Origin of the sequence: Lacinutrix sp. (assembly GCF_029238095.1) — a bacterium.
GTDB lineage: Bacteria > Bacteroidota > Bacteroidia > Flavobacteriales > Flavobacteriaceae > Lacinutrix.
In genome coordinates this window covers 154,701-171,655 of sequence record NZ_JAQWGS010000027.1, presented here as the reverse complement: position 1 = coordinate 171,655, position 16,955 = coordinate 154,701, and the positions used below count along the sequence as shown (strand labels likewise).

At 33.2% G+C, this 16,955-nt stretch carries 10 protein-coding genes; 5 read left to right on the top strand and 5 right to left on the bottom strand.

What is annotated here, in order from left to right:
• Positions 1 to 19: 19 nt before the first annotated feature.
• Positions 20 to 1,288 carry a threonine ammonia-lyase gene (gene ilvA / locus P8H50_RS10275; RefSeq protein ID WP_300208613.1) on the top strand — a complete coding sequence of 423 codons (1,269 nt, stop codon included), beginning with the start codon at positions 20 to 22 and terminating at the stop codon, positions 1,286 to 1,288.
• A gap of 12 nt (positions 1,289 to 1,300) precedes the next feature.
• Positions 1,301 to 2,878, top strand: coding sequence for an NADP-dependent glyceraldehyde-3-phosphate dehydrogenase (locus tag P8H50_RS10270; RefSeq protein WP_300208611.1), 1,578 nt, complete (start codon positions 1,301 to 1,303; stop codon positions 2,876 to 2,878).
• 278 nt (positions 2,879 to 3,156) lie between these two features.
• Here P8H50_RS10270 and P8H50_RS10265 read toward each other — a convergent pair whose 3' ends face one another.
• Entirely contained in the window at positions 3,157 to 4,623 is a 1,467-nt protein-coding gene (locus P8H50_RS10265) for a glutamate synthase subunit beta (RefSeq protein ID WP_300208609.1), read from the bottom strand.
• A 3-nt stretch (positions 4,624 to 4,626) separates the two neighbouring features.
• Positions 4,627 to 9,123, bottom strand: coding sequence for a glutamate synthase large subunit (gene gltB / locus P8H50_RS10260; protein WP_300208607.1), 4,497 nt, complete (start codon positions 9,121 to 9,123; stop codon positions 4,627 to 4,629).
• A 442-nt stretch (positions 9,124 to 9,565) separates the two neighbouring features.
• Between gltB and P8H50_RS10255 the strand changes: the two genes are divergently transcribed.
• From P8H50_RS10255 to P8H50_RS10245, 3 genes are all read left to right on the top strand, one after another.
• Positions 9,566 to 10,546 carry an outer membrane beta-barrel protein gene (locus P8H50_RS10255; protein WP_300208605.1) on the top strand — a complete coding sequence of 327 codons (981 nt, stop codon included), beginning with the start codon at positions 9,566 to 9,568 and terminating at the stop codon, positions 10,544 to 10,546.
• A 29-nt stretch (positions 10,547 to 10,575) separates the two neighbouring features.
• Positions 10,576 to 11,877, top strand: coding sequence for an ammonium transporter (locus P8H50_RS10250; protein WP_300208603.1), 1,302 nt, complete (start codon positions 10,576 to 10,578; stop codon positions 11,875 to 11,877).
• Between the two features lie 81 nt (positions 11,878 to 11,958).
• Positions 11,959 to 12,300 (top strand): P-II family nitrogen regulator, encoded by a 342-nt coding sequence (locus P8H50_RS10245; RefSeq protein WP_300208601.1) that lies wholly within the window; start codon positions 11,959 to 11,961, stop codon positions 12,298 to 12,300.
• Positions 12,301 to 12,437: 137 nt separating this feature from the next.
• Here the strand turns inward: P8H50_RS10245 and P8H50_RS10240 are convergent, their stop codons facing one another.
• From P8H50_RS10240 to leuD, 3 genes are all read right to left on the bottom strand, one after another.
• Complete coding sequence (locus tag P8H50_RS10240; RefSeq protein WP_300208599.1) at positions 12,438 to 15,017, bottom strand: phosphoenolpyruvate carboxylase; 2,580 nt, start codon at positions 15,015 to 15,017, stop codon at positions 12,438 to 12,440.
• Positions 15,017 to 16,135: a 3-isopropylmalate dehydrogenase gene (leuB, locus tag P8H50_RS10235; protein ID WP_300208597.1), complete on the bottom strand. Its 1,119-nt coding sequence runs from the start codon at positions 16,133 to 16,135 to the stop codon at positions 15,017 to 15,019. Before leuB ends, P8H50_RS10240 begins: the two co-directional genes overlap by 1 nt.
• 228 nt (positions 16,136 to 16,363) lie before the next feature.
• Positions 16,364 to 16,954 carry a 3-isopropylmalate dehydratase small subunit gene (leuD, locus tag P8H50_RS10230; protein ID WP_300208595.1) on the bottom strand — a complete coding sequence of 197 codons (591 nt, stop codon included), beginning with the start codon at positions 16,952 to 16,954 and terminating at the stop codon, positions 16,364 to 16,366.
• Between the last annotated feature and the right edge of the window lies 1 nt (position 16,955).

The window sequence follows — 16,955 nt, the reverse complement described above, 5'->3', positions numbered from 1 at the left end:
ATTTCAGTGGGAATTCAAAATGGAAGATACAAAAACAATATATAGGCCAACATTAAAAGCTATAGAAGAAGCCGCAGAAAAATTAAAAGGTATTGCATCTGTTACACCTTTAAGTAAAAACGCTCGCTATTCAAAGCAATTTGGTGCTAATATTTTTTTTAAAAGAGAAGACTTGCAAGAAGTTCGTTCTTACAAAATTAGAGGCGCTTACAATAAAATTTCAAGTTTAAGTAATAACCAAATTGAAAATGGAATTGTATGTGCTAGTGCTGGCAATCATGCACAAGGTTTTGCTATTTCATGTAAATTATTGAAGATAAAAGGGACTGTTTTTATGCCATCTCCAACACCTAATCAAAAAATTGAACAGGTAAAAATGTTTGGGGAAGAATACGTAGATGTTGTTCTAGTTGGTGATACTTTTGATGATGCTTTTCACAAAGCCAAAACGCAATGCGAAGCTTTAAATAAAACATTTATTCATCCTTTTAACGATGAGAAAGTAATAGAAGGTCAAGCAACAGTTGGTTTAGAAATTATACAACAAGCACAATCAAATGTTATAGATTATGTTTTTTTAGCAGTAGGTGGTGGAGGTTTGGCTGCAGGATTATCTTCGGTATTTAAAATATTATCACCACAAACTAGAATTATTAGTGTCGAACCTAAAGGAGCTCCTGCCATGTTAAATTCTATTAGAAATAATCAAAATATAGAACTAAAATCCATAGATAGCTTTGTTGATGGGGCTGCGGTGAAACGCGTTGGCGATTTAAATTTCGCCATTTGTAAAGAGACTTTACATCGTGTGGTAACAGTAGACGAAGGCAAGATTTGTCAGACCATTTTAGATTTATATAATAAAGATGCTATTGTTGTAGAACCAGCAGGAGCATTAAGTCTTTCTGCTTTAGACCAGTTTTCTGAAGAAATAAAAGGTAAAAACGTGGTTTGTGTAATAAGCGGAAGTAATAATGATATCACACGTACAGCAGAAATAAAAGAAAGAGCGCTGTTATATGCGAATTTAAAACATTATTTCATTGTTAAATTTCCACAACGTGCAGGAGCTTTAAGAGATTTTGTAGTCGATATTTTAGGTCCAACAGATGATATCACACATTTTGAATACACTAAAAAAGCAAACAGAGATAATGCCGTCGCAGTTGTTGGATTAGAACTGAAATCGCCAAAAGATTTAGAACCATTAATTACTAAAATGAAACTTCATAATTTTTATGGAGATTACTTAAACAATAAACCAGATTTATTTCAATTTTTAGTTTAAACAAAATAAATAATGAGCATTCCAAAAGAATTTCAAATAACAAAACTTACAAACCAAGACACATATTTAGTTGGTGGAGAATTAAAAAAATGGAAAGGAGAAACAACTCGAGTCTTTTCAACAATTTCTTCTACAGAAGTATATAAACCAACACTTTTAGGAAGCATTCCTACTCTTGGAGAAAAAGAAGCTTTAGAGGCTTTAGATGCAGCATCTTTAGCATACAAAAAAGGTCAAGGTTTATGGCCAACAATGAAAGTTGTAGATCGCATTGCTTGCATGGAAAAGTTTGTGACACAAATGAAAACCAAGCGTGAGGAAATAGTAAAGTTGTTAATGTGGGAAATTGGTAAAAATCTGCCAGATTCTGAAAAGGAATTTGATAGAACGGTTGAATATATCTATGATACTATTGAAGACTACAAACAAATGGATCGTGATAGTGCGAAATTTGAAAAAAACGCTGGTGTAAACGCACATATTCGTCGTGGTCCTTTAGGAGTTGTTTTATGTTTAGGTCCTTATAATTATCCTTTAAATGAAACGTTTGCACTTTTGATTCCTGCTTTAATTATGGGTAATACAGCCATTTTTAAACCTGCTAAACATGGTGTTTTATTAATTTCACCTTTATTAGAAGCCTTTAAAACTAGTTTTCCAAAGGGTGTAGTAAATATTATTTATGGAAGAGGACGAACAGTAGCTGCTCCAATTATGCAATCAGGAAAAATAGATGTACTAGCATTAATAGGAAATAGTAAATCTGCAAATGCGTTACAAAGCCAACACCCAAAAAGTAATAGATTGCGTTTGGTTTTAGGCTTGGAAGCAAAAAACCCAGCGATAGTATTAAAAGATGCGGATTTAGATTTAGCAATAGACGAATGTATTGCAGGTGCCACATCCTTTAATGGTCAACGTTGTACTGCATTAAAAGTATTATATGTTCATGAAAATATTGTAGAAGAATTTAACAGTCGCTTTTCAGCAAAAGTAGATGCTCTTAAATTTGGAAATCCATGGGAAAACGGTGCAAAGTTAACACCATTACCAGAACCAGATAAACCAGCATATATTCAAGAATTAATTGACGATGCAACTTCAAAAGGCGCAAAAGTTATTAATAAAAAAGGAGGAGAAACTACTGAAAACTATATTTTTCCAGCGGTAGTATATCCAGTTACTAAAGAGATGAGAATATTTAATGAAGAACAATTTGGACCAGTAATTCCTATTGTTCCTTTTAGTAATATAGAAGAACCTTTAGATGATATGGCCGCTTCAAATTATGGACAGCAAGTAAGCTTATTTGGTCAAGATGTAAAAACTTTAGCACCTTTAATAGATGCTTTAGTAAACTTGGTTTGTCGTGTTAATTTAAATAGTTCTTGTCAACGAGGGCCAGATGTATATCCATTTACTGGTCGTAAAGATTCTGCTGTTGCAACACTAAGCGTGCATGATGCTTTACGTTCTTTTTCAATTAGAACTTTTGTAGCATCTAAAGACAACGATTATAATAACGCTATTTTAAAGGATTTGCTTGACTCTAGAGCTTCAAACTTTGTGAGTACAGATTACATTCTTTAAATAAAGCACTTATAAATGAGATATTTACAGTAGGGAATTTATTTCAGTTTTTGGTTTAAAAAAGGCTTTTTTAAACATAGCTTTACCTAAATATCTTTCAGTATTTTTACTGTTCAGAATAAATTTAAAAAAGAACCAACAATAAGAATCATTTACAATGATTACAAAATGATTTCGTTTCAATCCAATAGTTTAAAAAATAAGCAATGGAAATCTTTAATGCATTTGCTTAAAGAGCAAAATGTAAATATTGTAGATGAATTATTTTATGAGCTTGATTAAACTCTTGGTAAATCGCTATCATCTTTCAGTGGTAAACTAGATTCTCCCATTAAATATGCATCTACATAATATGCAGCTTGTCTGCCTTCTGATATTGCCCAAACAATTAAAGACTGTCCACGGCGCATATCTCCAGCTGCAAAAATGCCAGGAATATTAGTTTTATAATTTTTAGTTGAAGCTTGAATATTAGTTCTAAAATCCATCTCCAATCCAAATTGCTCAGCTAATGTTTTTTCGGCTCCAGTGAATCCGAGTGCTAATAATGCTAAGTCGCATTTCCATTCTTTTTCTGTGTTTGGAACTTCTTTAAGTTGAGGTCTTTCACCTGTTTTAAAAAGCCATTCTACTTCAACTGTTTTTAAGCCTTTTAGATTTCCTTTTTTGTCTCCTATAAACGCTTTAGTCGATACACTAAAAAACCGTTCTACACCCTCTTGATGCGATGAGGTTGTTTTTAATTTCATAGGCCAATAAGGCCAAGGTTGATGTGCGGGTCTTCCTTCTGTTGGTTTACTTAGTATTTCAAAATTAGTAACAGAAGTTGCACCATGACGGTTAGAAGTGCCAATACAATCGCTTCCTGTGTCTCCACCACCAATTACAATAACATCTTTTCCTTTAGCAGAAATAATAGTTGTAAAATCGACTAAACCATCTACATATTGGTTATTCAATTTTAAAAAATCCATGGCTTGCGTTACACCTTTTAAGTCTGCTCCAGGAATAGGAATGTTTCGTCTTACAGTTGCTCCTCCACATAAAATTACAGCATCAAATTCTTCTTTAAGTTGTTTTGTATCGATGTTTTTGCCAACGTGAGCATTGGTTTTAAAGGTAATGCCTTCTTCTTCTAAAACAGCAACACGTCTATCGATAATATTCTTTTCCATTTTAAAATCTGGAATACCGTAACGTAACAAACCACCAACTTTTTCATCACGTTCGAAAACAACGACGGAATGTCCTGCTCGATTTAGTTGTTGTGCAGCTGCTAATCCAGCAGGGCCAGAACCAATAACAGCGACTGTTTTTTCGGTTCTTATTTTTGGGGGCTGTGCAGTTATCCAGCCTTCTTTAAAAGCGGTTTCAACTATGTTTTTTTCAATATTTTCTATGGTTACAGGATCTTCATTTATGCCTACAACACAAGCTTCTTCGCAAGGTGCAGGACATAAACGTCCTGTAAACTCTGGAAAGTTGTTAGTTTTGTGTAGAATTACGGCAGCTTCTTTCCATTTGCCTTTATAGACTTTATCATTAAAATCTGGAATTAAATTTCCTAGTGGACAACCACTATGGCAAAACGGAATTCCACAATCCATACAGCGTGCACCTTGATCTTTTAGTTTATTTTCTTCAAGAGGAATGGTGAATTCTTTGTAGTTTTTTATACGCTTTTTTGGTGTTTGATGTGTTTCGTCTTGGCGTTTGTGTTCTAAAAATCCTGTTATCTTTCCCATAATTTACGCTAGTTCTAATTGTTCTTGTTCTAATCTTACTAAGGCTTGTCTGTACTCTTCTGGTAATACTTTTTTAAACTTTGGAAGGTAGTTTGCCCAGTCTATCAAAATTCTTTTGGCTAAAGGACTTCCAGTAGCTTCAATATGATTTTCTATTAATTGTTTTAGTTGAATTGCATCGTCTTCACTTTCAATTCGATTAATATTTAAATCTTCAGCATTACAACTCTTTTTAAATGTGCCTTCTTTATCTAGTACATAAGCAATTCCACCACTCATTCCTGCGCCAAAGTTTCGTCCAACTTCACCTAAAATCACAGTAATTCCTCCTGTCATATACTCGCAACCATGATCTCCAATACCTTCTACAACTGCTTTTGCACCAGAATTTCTAACACAAAAACGTTCGCCTGCTTTTCCGTTTATATAGACCTCTCCAGAGGTTGCGCCATATAATGTTACGTTTCCTGTAATGATATTGTCTTCAGGAATAATGGTGCATTTTTCTGGGACTTTAATAATTAATTTTGCTCCAGATAAGCCTTTTCCTAAATAGTCATTTGTGTTTCCATGAACAGTAAATGTGATGCCTTTTGTGGTAAAGGCACCAAAACTTTGTCCAGCAGATCCTGTGAAATCAATGTTTATAGTGTCTTCAGGTAGTCCATCTGCGCCATAAATTTTAGAAATTTCATTACTCACAATTGCGCCAACTGCACGATCTATATTAGTGATTGGCAATTGTAAATGCGTTTTCTGTCTTCTAAATAAGGCTTGGTGTGCCTGTTTAATAATTTTAAAATCCAAATGCAGTTCTAAATTATGATCTTGCTGTTCTGTATTATATAGTTTAACATCGTCTGTAACTTCTACTTTATGCAATATTGGTGTTAAGTCTATTCCTGATGACTTATAATGATCTATCGCTTTATTTCTGTTTAGCTTTTGAGATTGTCCAACCATTTCATTAATGGTTCTAAAGCCTAGTTTCGCCATAATTTCGCGTAATTCTTGTGCAACAAAATACATGTAGTTGACCACGTGTTCTGGCTTGCCTTTAAACTTTTTACGCAGGTCAGGATTTTGAGTTGCAATGCCAACAGGACAGGTGTTTAAGTGGCAAACACGCATCATAATACATCCTGATGCAACTAATGGAGCTGTAGCAAAACCAAATTCTTCTGCGCCTAGTAAACAAGCAATAGCGACATCTCGACCAGTTTTTAATTGTCCGTCGCATTCTAAAACAATACGATTTCTAAGATTGTTCATTACTAAAGTTTGTTGTGCTTCGGCTATACCTAGTTCCCAAGGTAATCCTGTGTGTTTTTGAGAAGTTAAAGGTGTAGCTCCTGTTCCGCCATCAAAACCAGCAATTAGAATAACATCTGCCTTTGCTTTGGCAACTCCCGCAGCAACGGTCCCAACACCGATTTCAGAAACTAATTTTACATTAATTCTTGCTTCTCTGTTTGCCGATTTTACATCGTAAATTAATTGCGATAAATCTTCAATAGAATAAATGTCGTGATGTGGTGGTGGCGAAATTAAACCAACATAAGGTGTCGAGTTTCTTGTTTTGGCAATTTCTGGATTTACTTTTGGTCCTGGTAATTGACCGCCTTCACCAGGTTTTGCACCTTGTGCTATTTTTATCTGAATTTCGCTCGCGCTTGTTAAGTAGTTAGATGTTACTCCAAAGCGTCCAGAAGCCACTTGCTTTATTGCAGAGTTTTTCCAATCGCCTTGAGAGCTTTTGTAAAAACGTTCCTGATCTTCTCCGCCTTCACCAGAATTGGATTTCCCTCCAATTCTGTTCATAGCTACTGCTAAATTTTCGTGTGCTTCTTTACTAATAGAACCATAAGACATGGCTCCAGTTTTAAATCGTTTTACAATTTCTGTCCAAGGTTCTACATCGTCTATTGGAATGGGATCGAATTTGTCGAATTCAAATAATCCTCTAATAGTCATTAGGCTTTTAGATTGGTTATTTACCAAATCTGAAAACTCTTTAAAAGTAGACGCTTTATTAGTACGAACTGATTCTTGAAGTTTGGCAACAGTTAATGGATTAAACATGTGCTTTTCTTGTCCACGTCTCCATCTGTATTCTCCACCAACTTCAATAGTTGGTTCTGTATTATTATGAAATGCTTTTTTATGACGTTTTACAATTTCTTGTTCAATTTCTCTTAACCCAATGCCTTGAATACGTGTTGGTGTATTTGGAAAATACTTTTCTACTGTAGTGGTTTTAATTCCAATACATTCAAATAATTGTGAGCCACGATAGGAATTTAAGGTTGAAATTCCAATTTTGTTCATCACTTTTAAAATACCTTTTCCAACAGCTTTATTGTAATTTTTAATAGCGGCTAGATATTCTAAATCTGTTACATCTTTACTGTTAATTTGTTCTTGAACAATTTCATTTACTATATAAGGATTTACGGCACTTGCTCCATACCCAAATAATAAAGCGAAATGATGCACTTCACGTGGTTCTGCAGATTCAATAATTAGACTAGTTTTTGAACGTTTTTTTAATTTATGTAACGCGTGATTTACATACGAACAGGCTAAAAGTGCAGGAATTGGTGCATGATTGTCGTCTACATATCTATCTGAAAGTATGATGATATTTGCACCTTCGTCTATTGCTTTTGATGCTTTAGTAACTAAATTTTCAAGTGCAACTTCTAATTCGTTTAATCCTCTATTTACTTCATATAACATAGAAATAGATTCGACTTTAAAATCTGGATTAGTATCGTAATCTCTAATTTTATCTAAATCGTGTTTTGAAATTACAGGATTTTGGATTTTCAGCTTTTTACAATGTTCAGCATTAATGTCGAATAGATTAACATCGCTTCCTAAAGTTAGACTTATGTCTGTAATTAACTCTTCGCGAATACCATCTAAAGGAGGATTGGTTACTTGTGCAAATAACTGTTTAAAGTAATTGTAGATTAATTGTGGTCGTTCAGACAAAATAGCAATTGGTGTATCGCTTCCCATAGATCCAATAGGTTCTTTACCTAATTGTGCCATTGGACGAATAATAGTGTTTAAATCTTCTTCTGTATAACCAAAAACAACTTCACGTTTTTTCAGTTCTATTTCATCATATTTAATAGGTCCTTTTTTTGCTGAAATATCTCGTAAATGCACTAAATTTTCATCCAACCATTGTCTGTAAGGATGTCTAGAGGCGATGTCTTCTTTAATTTCTTCATCGTTTACAATCCGACCTTCATTCATGTTTACCAAAAACATTTTTCCAGGCTCTAAACGGCCATGATACTCCACATTTTCTGGTTTAATATCTACAACTCCAGTTTCTGAGGACATGATAACATTTCCTTTTTTAGTAACTGTGTATCTTGAAGGTCGCAAACCATTTCTATCTAAAACAGCACCAATAAAATTGCCATCTGTAAAAGGTATAGAAGCTGGTCCATCCCAAGGTTCCATGAGGCAAGAATTGTATTCGTAAAAAGCACGTTTTGCATCAGACATGTTCGGGTTTTTCTCCCAAGCTTCTGGAACTAACATCATCATAGCTTCTGGAAGCGAACGACCTGTTATTAGTAATAATTCGACAACCATATCTAAAGTTGCAGAATCCGATTTTCCTCTTAAAATAGTAGGAATTATTTTTTTAATATCGTCACCAAATAATGGACTTTCCATTATTTCTTCACGAGAAAACATACGCGAAACATTACCACGAACTGTGTTTATTTCACCATTATGACAAATGTATCTAAACGGTTGTGCTAAATCCCAAGTTGGAAATGTGTTGGTTGAAAAACGTTGATGAACCAAAGCTAATCTAGTGTCTAAAGCAGAATTGAATAAGTCGAGATAATATTCATTAATATGTTCAGGCATTAAAAGCCCTTTAAAAATGATGATTTTTGTAGAAAGACTTGGAAGGTAAAAAAATTGTGCTTCAGATAATTTTGAGTCATATATAGTATGCTCTGCAATTTTTCTAGCAGCATATAATTTTAAGTTGAATTCTCGGTCTGTTTGTTTCTCGTCTGTCTTTCCTATAAAAATTTGCTTTATAAAAGGTTCGGTTACTTTTGCAACACGACCTAATACTTCACTGTTTACTGGTACATCTCTCCATCCAATAAGATTAAGGCCTTGTTTTTTTATTTCAGTTTCAAAAATTTCAATACAATATTGACGTTGATTTTCTTTTTTTGGAAGGAACACATTGCTTACTGCATAGTCTCCAGCTTCTGGTAAATTGAACTCACAGAATATTTTAAAAAATTTGTGTGGAATATCTATTAAAATACCAGCGCCATCTCCGGTAACGCCATCTGAACTTACAGCACCTCGATGCTCTAATTTTACTAAAATTTCTAATGCTTTATGTATGATATCATTTGAGCGTTTTCCTGTTAAACTACATATAAATCCAGCACCACAATTATCGTGTTCAAATTCTGGTAAATAAAGTCCTTGTTTCTTAAGCATATTCAGTCAAATTTATAGATTTTTTCAGTCTTATTGTTGTTCCAATATACAGGTAATGAAGCGAACTAAAAAAAAGCATAAACATTTTTCTCAAATCGATAGAATTGTTCATTCTAAATCAAAATTTGATAATAAAACAAGAATATTTTAACAAATGAATAATGAATTATTTTTAATAAAAATTGATTTTTATTACGAAAACGTTTGCGTATTAATCAAATTGTTGAAAATAATTTAATAAAAATCATATTATTTCGGTTTTAATCAATTTTCTATATGTGAAATTATTAAAAAACACACATATAATTTATCATACCCTATAAAAAATAGGGTAAAAATTTAAATTATTGTAAAAATGAACATATATACCTATATTTTTTAGGGGTTAAAAAGTTTTTAATATAGATTTGATGGCCTAAACTAACAATTAAAATAAAAAATTATGAAACAATTATTTACACTAATGGTTCTTTTTGCAACTACATTTTTATTTGCCCAAGAAGCAGAAACAACAGAAAAGAAATTCAGTTTTGAGGGTAGCGTAGATGCTTATTACAGAGCGAATTTTACAGCACCAAATGACACTAATCAAATTGCACCTGCAACATCATTTGCAGACACTGCAGGTTTCTCACTAGGAATGGGGAATATTATAGCATCTTACGAAAAAGGTAAAGCTGGAGCAGTTGCAGATTTAGTATTTGGACCAAGAGGAGAAGCAGCAAGTGCTACTGTTCTTAACCAGTTATTTGCTTTTTATAATATTAGCGAAAACACAAAATTGACAATAGGGAAGTTTAATACCTTTTTAGGTTATGAGGTTATTTCACCTGTTGGTAACTTTAACTACAGTACATCTTACTTGTTTTCAAATGGACCATTCTCTCACACAGGTTTAAAAGTAGATTTTACTTTATCTGAAGATTTAAGTTTAATGCTTGGTGTTTTTAATCAAACAGATGTTACCGAATTTAATCCAGATGGAAGTTATGCTATTGGAGCACAATTAGGTTATGATGGTCAATTTTTAAATTTATTATACGATGATGCAGGTTTAGGTTTTGAAGTAGATTATACTGGAGGTTTTGATGCTACAGAAGATTTCTTTATTGGAATAAATGCCGCCTATGCAGATAATGATGGTGAAGGTTTTTACGGTGTTGACTTGTATCCACAATATGCTTTAAGTGAAACGTTTAGTTTGGGTTTAAGAGGTGAGTTCTTTCAAACACAAAGTGAAGCTATAGATGATGATCCAAGTGTTATTGCATTTACATTAACAGGAAGCTATGCTGTTGACGATTTAATAATCAAGCCGGAAATTAGATTAGACAGTGGGTCGGAAGATATTTTTATTGACAAAGATTTAATGGCAACTAAAAGCTTAGGCTCATTTGTAGTTGCAGCGATATATAAGTTCTAATTACAGTCTAACTAAATAAAATAAATATTATGGATTATTTTTTAACATTTTTACCAAATTTAATGGCGGTACAAGAAGTTGTACCTGCCACAACAAAAGATATTGAAGAAGCAGTTAGTGCAATCAATGGAGATTTAGGGATGCTATGGATGCTACTTTCGGGTATTTTAGTATTCTTTATGCAAGCAGGTTTTACATTAGTTGAAACAGGAATGACACGTTCAAAAAATGCAGCTAACATTGCAATGAAAAATTTACTTGACATTTGCGTTGGTTCTTTAACTTATTGGTTAGTAGGATACTCATTGATGTATGGAGACACATCAAATGGATGGTTTTTTTGGAGTGGTTTAATGCAAGGCGAAGGAGCAGATTTATTCTTTCAAACTATGTTTGCAGCAACAGCCGCAACAATTGTATCTGGAGCTATTGCCGGACGTACTAAATATTCCACTTATGCAATATTTTCTGTTATTATGACTGCTTTAATCTATCCAATTGCTGGTGGATGGCAGTGGCAAGGCTCTGGTTGGTTAACCGAATTAGGGTTTATTGATTTTGCAGGATCTTCTATTGTTCACTCTGTTGGTGGATGGGCTGCTTTAGTAGCTGCCTTTATGGTAGGACCTAGAATCGGGAAATTTGTAGATGGTAAAGTATTATCTATCCCAGGGCACAATCAAATACTAGCAACTTTAGGTGTTTTTATCCTTTGGTTAGGATGGTTTGGTTTTAATGGTGGATCTCAATTAGCTTGGGGAGGCGCAGATGCTGTAGGAGCTTCTAATGTTGTGTTAATTACTAATTTAGCTGCTGCTGCTGGTGGGTTAGGAGCATTAATTACAACTTGGATTTGGTATGGCAAACCTAATTTACCTCAAACGTTAAATGGTGCATTAGCAGGATTAGTAAGTATTACTGCTGGATGTGGTAATATGTCGGCAATTGGAGCTGTCTTTGCAGGTTTAATTGGAGGTGTTATTGTTGTGTTTTCTATAGAGTTTATTGAGAAAAAATTAAAAATTGACGATGCAATTGGTGCTGCTTCAGTACATGGTGTTGCAGGTGCTTGGGGAACTTTAGTAATTGGACTTTGGGGAATTGATGGCGATACAGGAATAGGTCTTTTTAATGGAGGAGGAGCTGGACAGTTAGGAACTCAAGCGATTGGTGTTTTAGCATATGCTATTTGGTCAATTGGTTTGTCATTTATTATTTTAAAAGTATTAAAAGTAACCATGGGACTTCGTGTTAGTGAAGAGGAAGAAAGAGTGGGTCTTGATTTATCGGAACATGGCGAAATAGCTTATCCAGGAAAAAGAGAAAGATAATAATATTGATTTTAATTATTAAAAATAATAGCTCTAGAAACTATTTCTAGGGCTATTTTAATAGAAAGCTAAGTTATTTTAATGAAAAAAGTAGAAGCAATAATTAGAAAATCTAAGTTTAAAGATGTTACTAAATCGTTACAGGAAGTAGGTGTTAATTTTTTTTCTTATTGGGATGTTACAGGTCTTGGAATAGATAAAGAAGATAATGATGTTTCGAGTATGGTTATTAAAGAAACAAATAATATTAAAAGATGTTATTTAACTATAATTGTTAATGACGATTTTGAAGAAGTTACAATAAAAGCAATTTTAGAATCTGCTACTTCCAATGCTGTTGGAGATGGAATGTTGTTTGTTTCATCGATAAATCAGATATATAGCATTCGAACAGGAGAAAAGGGCTCAAATTTATTAAGATAATAATTGAACTAACAGAATAAAAGACCTGACAGGTCTATATTCTTACAAGAAAAAACCTCGAAATTAAATACTTCGAGGTTTTTATATTTGGATACGACTTAATTATCCTTTTATTTCTAGGCCCTTGTATTGGCATTTTAAGCCGAATTACGGCTCGCATTTATATTTCCAAATAAAGAACGAGTCACCATCTTTTCGTATATTTTTATTTGTGCTTCGTCTTTTACGTCAGCTTTTTCAAGTTCTTGAATCTTTTTTAAAGCATACTGTTGTATCGTTAATAAAGGTAAAACTATAGATTCACGAACAGCAATAGATGCTTTTCCAGATGGTTCTCCTTCCATTAATTCTTTATAACCAGTAAGTTTTAATATAAGACGTTTTGAGGTTTCGTATTCATTATAAATAACGTTCCAAAATTCCCCATATTCTGGATCTTCACTCATGTACTTTGTTAAATCGAAAAACGATTTAGACAAAGACATCATACTGTTCTCAATCAATGTTTTGAAAAAATCTGATGTTTTAAACAAGTGTTGTGCTTTATCAAACTCTCCAATATCTTCATAATGTTTTAAAGCTGTGCCAACACCAAAAAATCCTGGAACGTTCTGTTTTAATTGACTCCAAGAGCCTACAAAAGGAATCGCTCTTAAATCTTCAAACACTAAACCAGCAGCTTTTCCACGTTTAGATGGGCGACTTCCAATATTGGTTTTTGCATAATATTTAAGAGTACTCATGTGCTCTAAATACGAAATGAATTTTGGATGTGCCTTAAAGGCTGAATAGGCTTTATAACTTCGCTCAGATAAATCTGTCATTACAGCTCTGTTTTCTGGAAGCATAGTTAATTCTTTTCCACTTAAACTATTGTGAATTCCAGAACTTATTAGTTGTTCTAGGTTATATTGTGATGACTCTAATGTTCCAAAATTAGAACTAATAGTTTGCCCTTGAATAGTTAATTGAACTTCTTTATCTTCAATGGTTGGACCTAGAGACGCGTAAAAATTATGTGTTTTTCCTCCGCCTCGAGCTGGTGGTCCTCCACGACCATCAAAGAAAATTACAGTTACACCATATTGTCTTGAAATAGCAGTTAAGTTTTCTTTGGCTTTATAGATTGCCCAATTAGCCATTAAATAACCACCATCTTTTGTGCCATCACTAAAACCAAGCATTATGGTTTGCTTGCTTCCTCTCGCTTTCAAGTGCGCTGCGTATTCTGGATTGGAATATAAATCTTCCATGACTTGTGGTGCATTTTTTAAGTCAGTAATGGTTTCAAATAATGGTCCAATATCTACTGTTAATTCCTCTTGAAATGCTACTAGTTTTAGCATTGCAAATAATTGCATAACATGTAATGTTGTTTGATTATTACTAATAATATAACGGTTTGCAGCCACTTCACCATTTGTAGTTTGTATGGTTTTTATGGCTTTCATAGTTTTTAAAGCCTTTAAGGTTTCTTCATCTTTAATTAATGATAAATCTACTTCGCCTTTGACTTTAGATAGTATTTGAATTTGGGTTTTTTCTGATAAATCATGATAGTTTTTTGGAAATAGAGGACTACCACTTTCTATTAAAGTGTTAACCATATCATTAAAAAATAGTGCGTGTTTTCTACTATCTTGCCTAATATCAAGATTAGCAAAATGAAATCCGAAAAGATGAATTTTATTAAGCAAGCTGTTAACTTCGTTTACGTATAGAGATTGGTGTTTATCTATTATGGTTTGCTTAATCTCTTTTAACTCTGAAGTAAAAGATTCTAATGTCAACTCTGTTTTTTCGCGAGTAATAATTTTATAAAGCTCAGTTTCTAAATAAACTATTCTTTGTTCTACACCTTCAAAAGTTAACTTTCGTCTTAAATTTCTAGCATCACGATAATAGTTTTTTATAACTGTTTCTCGTAATCTTTTAGCAACTTTTAAGGTGATTTCTGGTGTTACAAATGGATTTCCATCTCTATCACCTCCTGGCCAAAAACCAATATTAATGATATCATTATCTATATGTTTACCATCAAAAATATTTTGCTGAATGTAGTCATAAATGGTTCCGAAGGATTTATAAAACACGTTTTCTAGGTACCATATTAAACTAACAGCTTCGTCGTAAGGTGTTGGTTTTTTGTCTTTAAAAAATGGCGTTTTCCCTAATTGTGCTAATAAATCGTTTATTTGAAGCAAATCGTTTGTTCTAATAGCTTCACTTAAATCTGTAATAATTCCTAAAACAGAACCTGGATAAAATTGTGTTGGATGTGCTGTTAAGACAATACGAACTTTAAATTTTTCAAGATATTTTTTTAATGTTTCTAGTTTGTTTTCAGATGATGCCGTTTCTTTTAGACTACGTAACGTTCCTATACCATCCATATTATTTACCACAGGAAAAGCTGCATCTTCAATGGCGTCAAACAATACGACTTGGCGTTCAATATATTGAATAAAACGGAACAGTAAGTTTGTTTGGCTTTCTTTAGAGCGTCTTGCTTGGTACTTTTCAAAAAAACGCTCAACTATTGTTGTTGGGTTGTCTTGATTAGCAAAACCTTTCTGGCAGGTTTCATGAAAAAGTGGTAAAAGTGCTCCAGTTTTTGTAATGGTATCAAAAGGAAGCGTCATAAATATACTATTGTATATCTGGTATTTAGATAATACGTTCTGATTAAATCGTGTAAGTTTAGGTTGTGTTGGCATTAAATTATTGTGGATTGTCCTAAGTGAATATTGGTAAAATTAAGGTTTGAATCTTTTGGGTTACTAATAAAATCGGCAATAAAATCACCAACTTTATTAGTAGAAACGTTATCGTAAGTTACATTTAAATCTGGAGTTGTAACGTTTAATTTCAAAGATTTATTTACACCTTCTTTTATAAGTTCTGCCTCCTCTAATAACCCAAAATGCTCTAATAACATGGCAGCACTTAAAATAGAAGCAATAGGATTTGCTATACCTTTTCCTGTAGCTTGCGGATAAGAACCATGAATGGGCTCGAACATAGCGTATTTGTTTCCAACCGAAGCTGAAGCTAATAAACCTATAGAGCCACTAATAACGCTAGCTTCGTCACTAATAACATCGCCAAATAAGTTTTCGGTTAAGATCACATCAAATTGTTTTGGATTTAAAATCATTTGCATTGCTGCATTATCAACAAATAAGAAATCTAGTGCAACATCTGGATAATTTGGTGCCATTTCTGTGACTACTTTTCGCCATAAACGAGAGGTTTCTAATACATTTGCTTTATCAACTAAAGTCACTTTTTTCTTTCTGTTTTGCGCAGCCTTAAAGGCTAAATGTGCAATACGTTCAATTTCTTCTCGAGAATATTCACATAAATCTGAAGCGGTATTTCCATCTTCACTTAATTTTTTTTCACCAAAATAAATACCACCAGTTAACTCTCTGTAAATACTAATGTCTGTACCTTGAATAATCTCTTTTTTTAAAGGTGATTTTTCAAGAAGCGTTTCATAAGCTTTTACAGGTCTTATATTAGCAAACAATCCTAATTCTTTTCTAAGCTTAAGTAAGCCTTGTTCGGGTCTTACTTTTGCACTAGGATTGTTATCATATTTGGGATCACCAATGGCGCCAAATAAAATAGCATCACTTGTTTTGCATAATTTTAAAGTTGTATCTGGTAGTGGATCGTTTTCTTGATCTATTGCTATAGCACCAACAGAAGCTTCTTTAAATAGAAACATGTGGTCAAATTCTAAAGCAATGGCTTTTAAAACCTTAATGGCTTGTGCTGTTACTTCTGGTCCTATACCATCACCAGGCAATACTGCTATGTTTAATTTCATTTTAGTTCCTTCGAAAGCAGGAATCTCATCCTGCAATCTTATCTTTTTAATTATTATTTTTATTTTTTTTGCGTTACCTTTTACTCATGCCTGCCAGGTTTTTAAAACCTTGAAGGATCGCAAAACGTCGCGCTTTCCGTTATATGAAAAAAAGGATGTCACATTAACTGCAAAGCAATCACAATTTCTGATTTATCAAATAACATAGATAGGTAATCGCTAACGCACTTACCTACTAGTTGCATTTTCAAAAGCTGTAATCATTTCTTTTTTACTTAGTAAATAGTCAATATCATCATAACCATTTATCATACATGTTTTTTTGTAAGCATCAATTTCAAAACTTTCAAAGCGTTTACTGCTATTAATACGGATTTTTTGATTTCTTAAATCTACTCTTAATTTTACTTTTGGATCTGCTTTGATTTCTGATATTAAATGTTGTAAAAAGTCCTCAGAAACCTGAAGCGGTAATAGGCCATTATTTAAGGCGTTACCTTTAAAAATGTCTGCAAAAAAACTAGATACAATTACTTTAAAGCCATAACCAACTAAGGCCCAAGCAGCATGTTCACGACTAGAACCACAACCAAAATTATCTCCAGCAACCAATATGTTTCCAGCATATTTAGGTTGATTTAATGTAAATTCTACATTCTCTGAACCCTCTTTATTATAACGCCAATCTCTAAACACGTTATCTCCAAAACCCTTTTTGTCTGTGGCTTTTAAAAAACGAGCAGGAATAATTTGGTCTGTATCTACGTTAGCTATATCTAAAGGAATAGCTCTTGATGTTAATGTTGTAAATTTCTCCATG

Excerpts from the sequence above, each read along its gene's own strand:
- ilvA (WP_300208613.1), top strand. The coding sequence starts at position 20 with ATGGAAGATACAAAAACAATATATAGGCCAACATTAAAAGCTATAGAA.
- P8H50_RS10270 (WP_300208611.1), top strand. The coding sequence starts at position 1,301 with ATGAGCATTCCAAAAGAATTTCAAATAACAAAACTTACAAACCAAGAC.
- P8H50_RS10265 (WP_300208609.1), bottom strand. The coding sequence starts at position 4,623 with ATGGGAAAGATAACAGGATTTTTAGAACACAAACGCCAAGACGAAACA.
- gltB (WP_300208607.1), bottom strand. The coding sequence starts at position 9,123 with ATGCTTAAGAAACAAGGACTTTATTTACCAGAATTTGAACACGATAAT.
- P8H50_RS10255 (WP_300208605.1), top strand. The coding sequence starts at position 9,566 with ATGAAACAATTATTTACACTAATGGTTCTTTTTGCAACTACATTTTTA.
- P8H50_RS10250 (WP_300208603.1), top strand. The coding sequence starts at position 10,576 with ATGGATTATTTTTTAACATTTTTACCAAATTTAATGGCGGTACAAGAA.
- P8H50_RS10245 (WP_300208601.1), top strand. The coding sequence starts at position 11,959 with ATGAAAAAAGTAGAAGCAATAATTAGAAAATCTAAGTTTAAAGATGTT.
- P8H50_RS10240 (WP_300208599.1), bottom strand. The coding sequence starts at position 15,017 with ATGCCAACACAACCTAAACTTACACGATTTAATCAGAACGTATTATCT.
- leuB (WP_300208597.1), bottom strand. The coding sequence starts at position 16,135 with ATGAAATTAAACATAGCAGTATTGCCTGGTGATGGTATAGGACCAGAA.
- leuD (WP_300208595.1), bottom strand. The coding sequence starts at position 16,954 with ATGGAGAAATTTACAACATTAACATCAAGAGCTATTCCTTTAGATATA.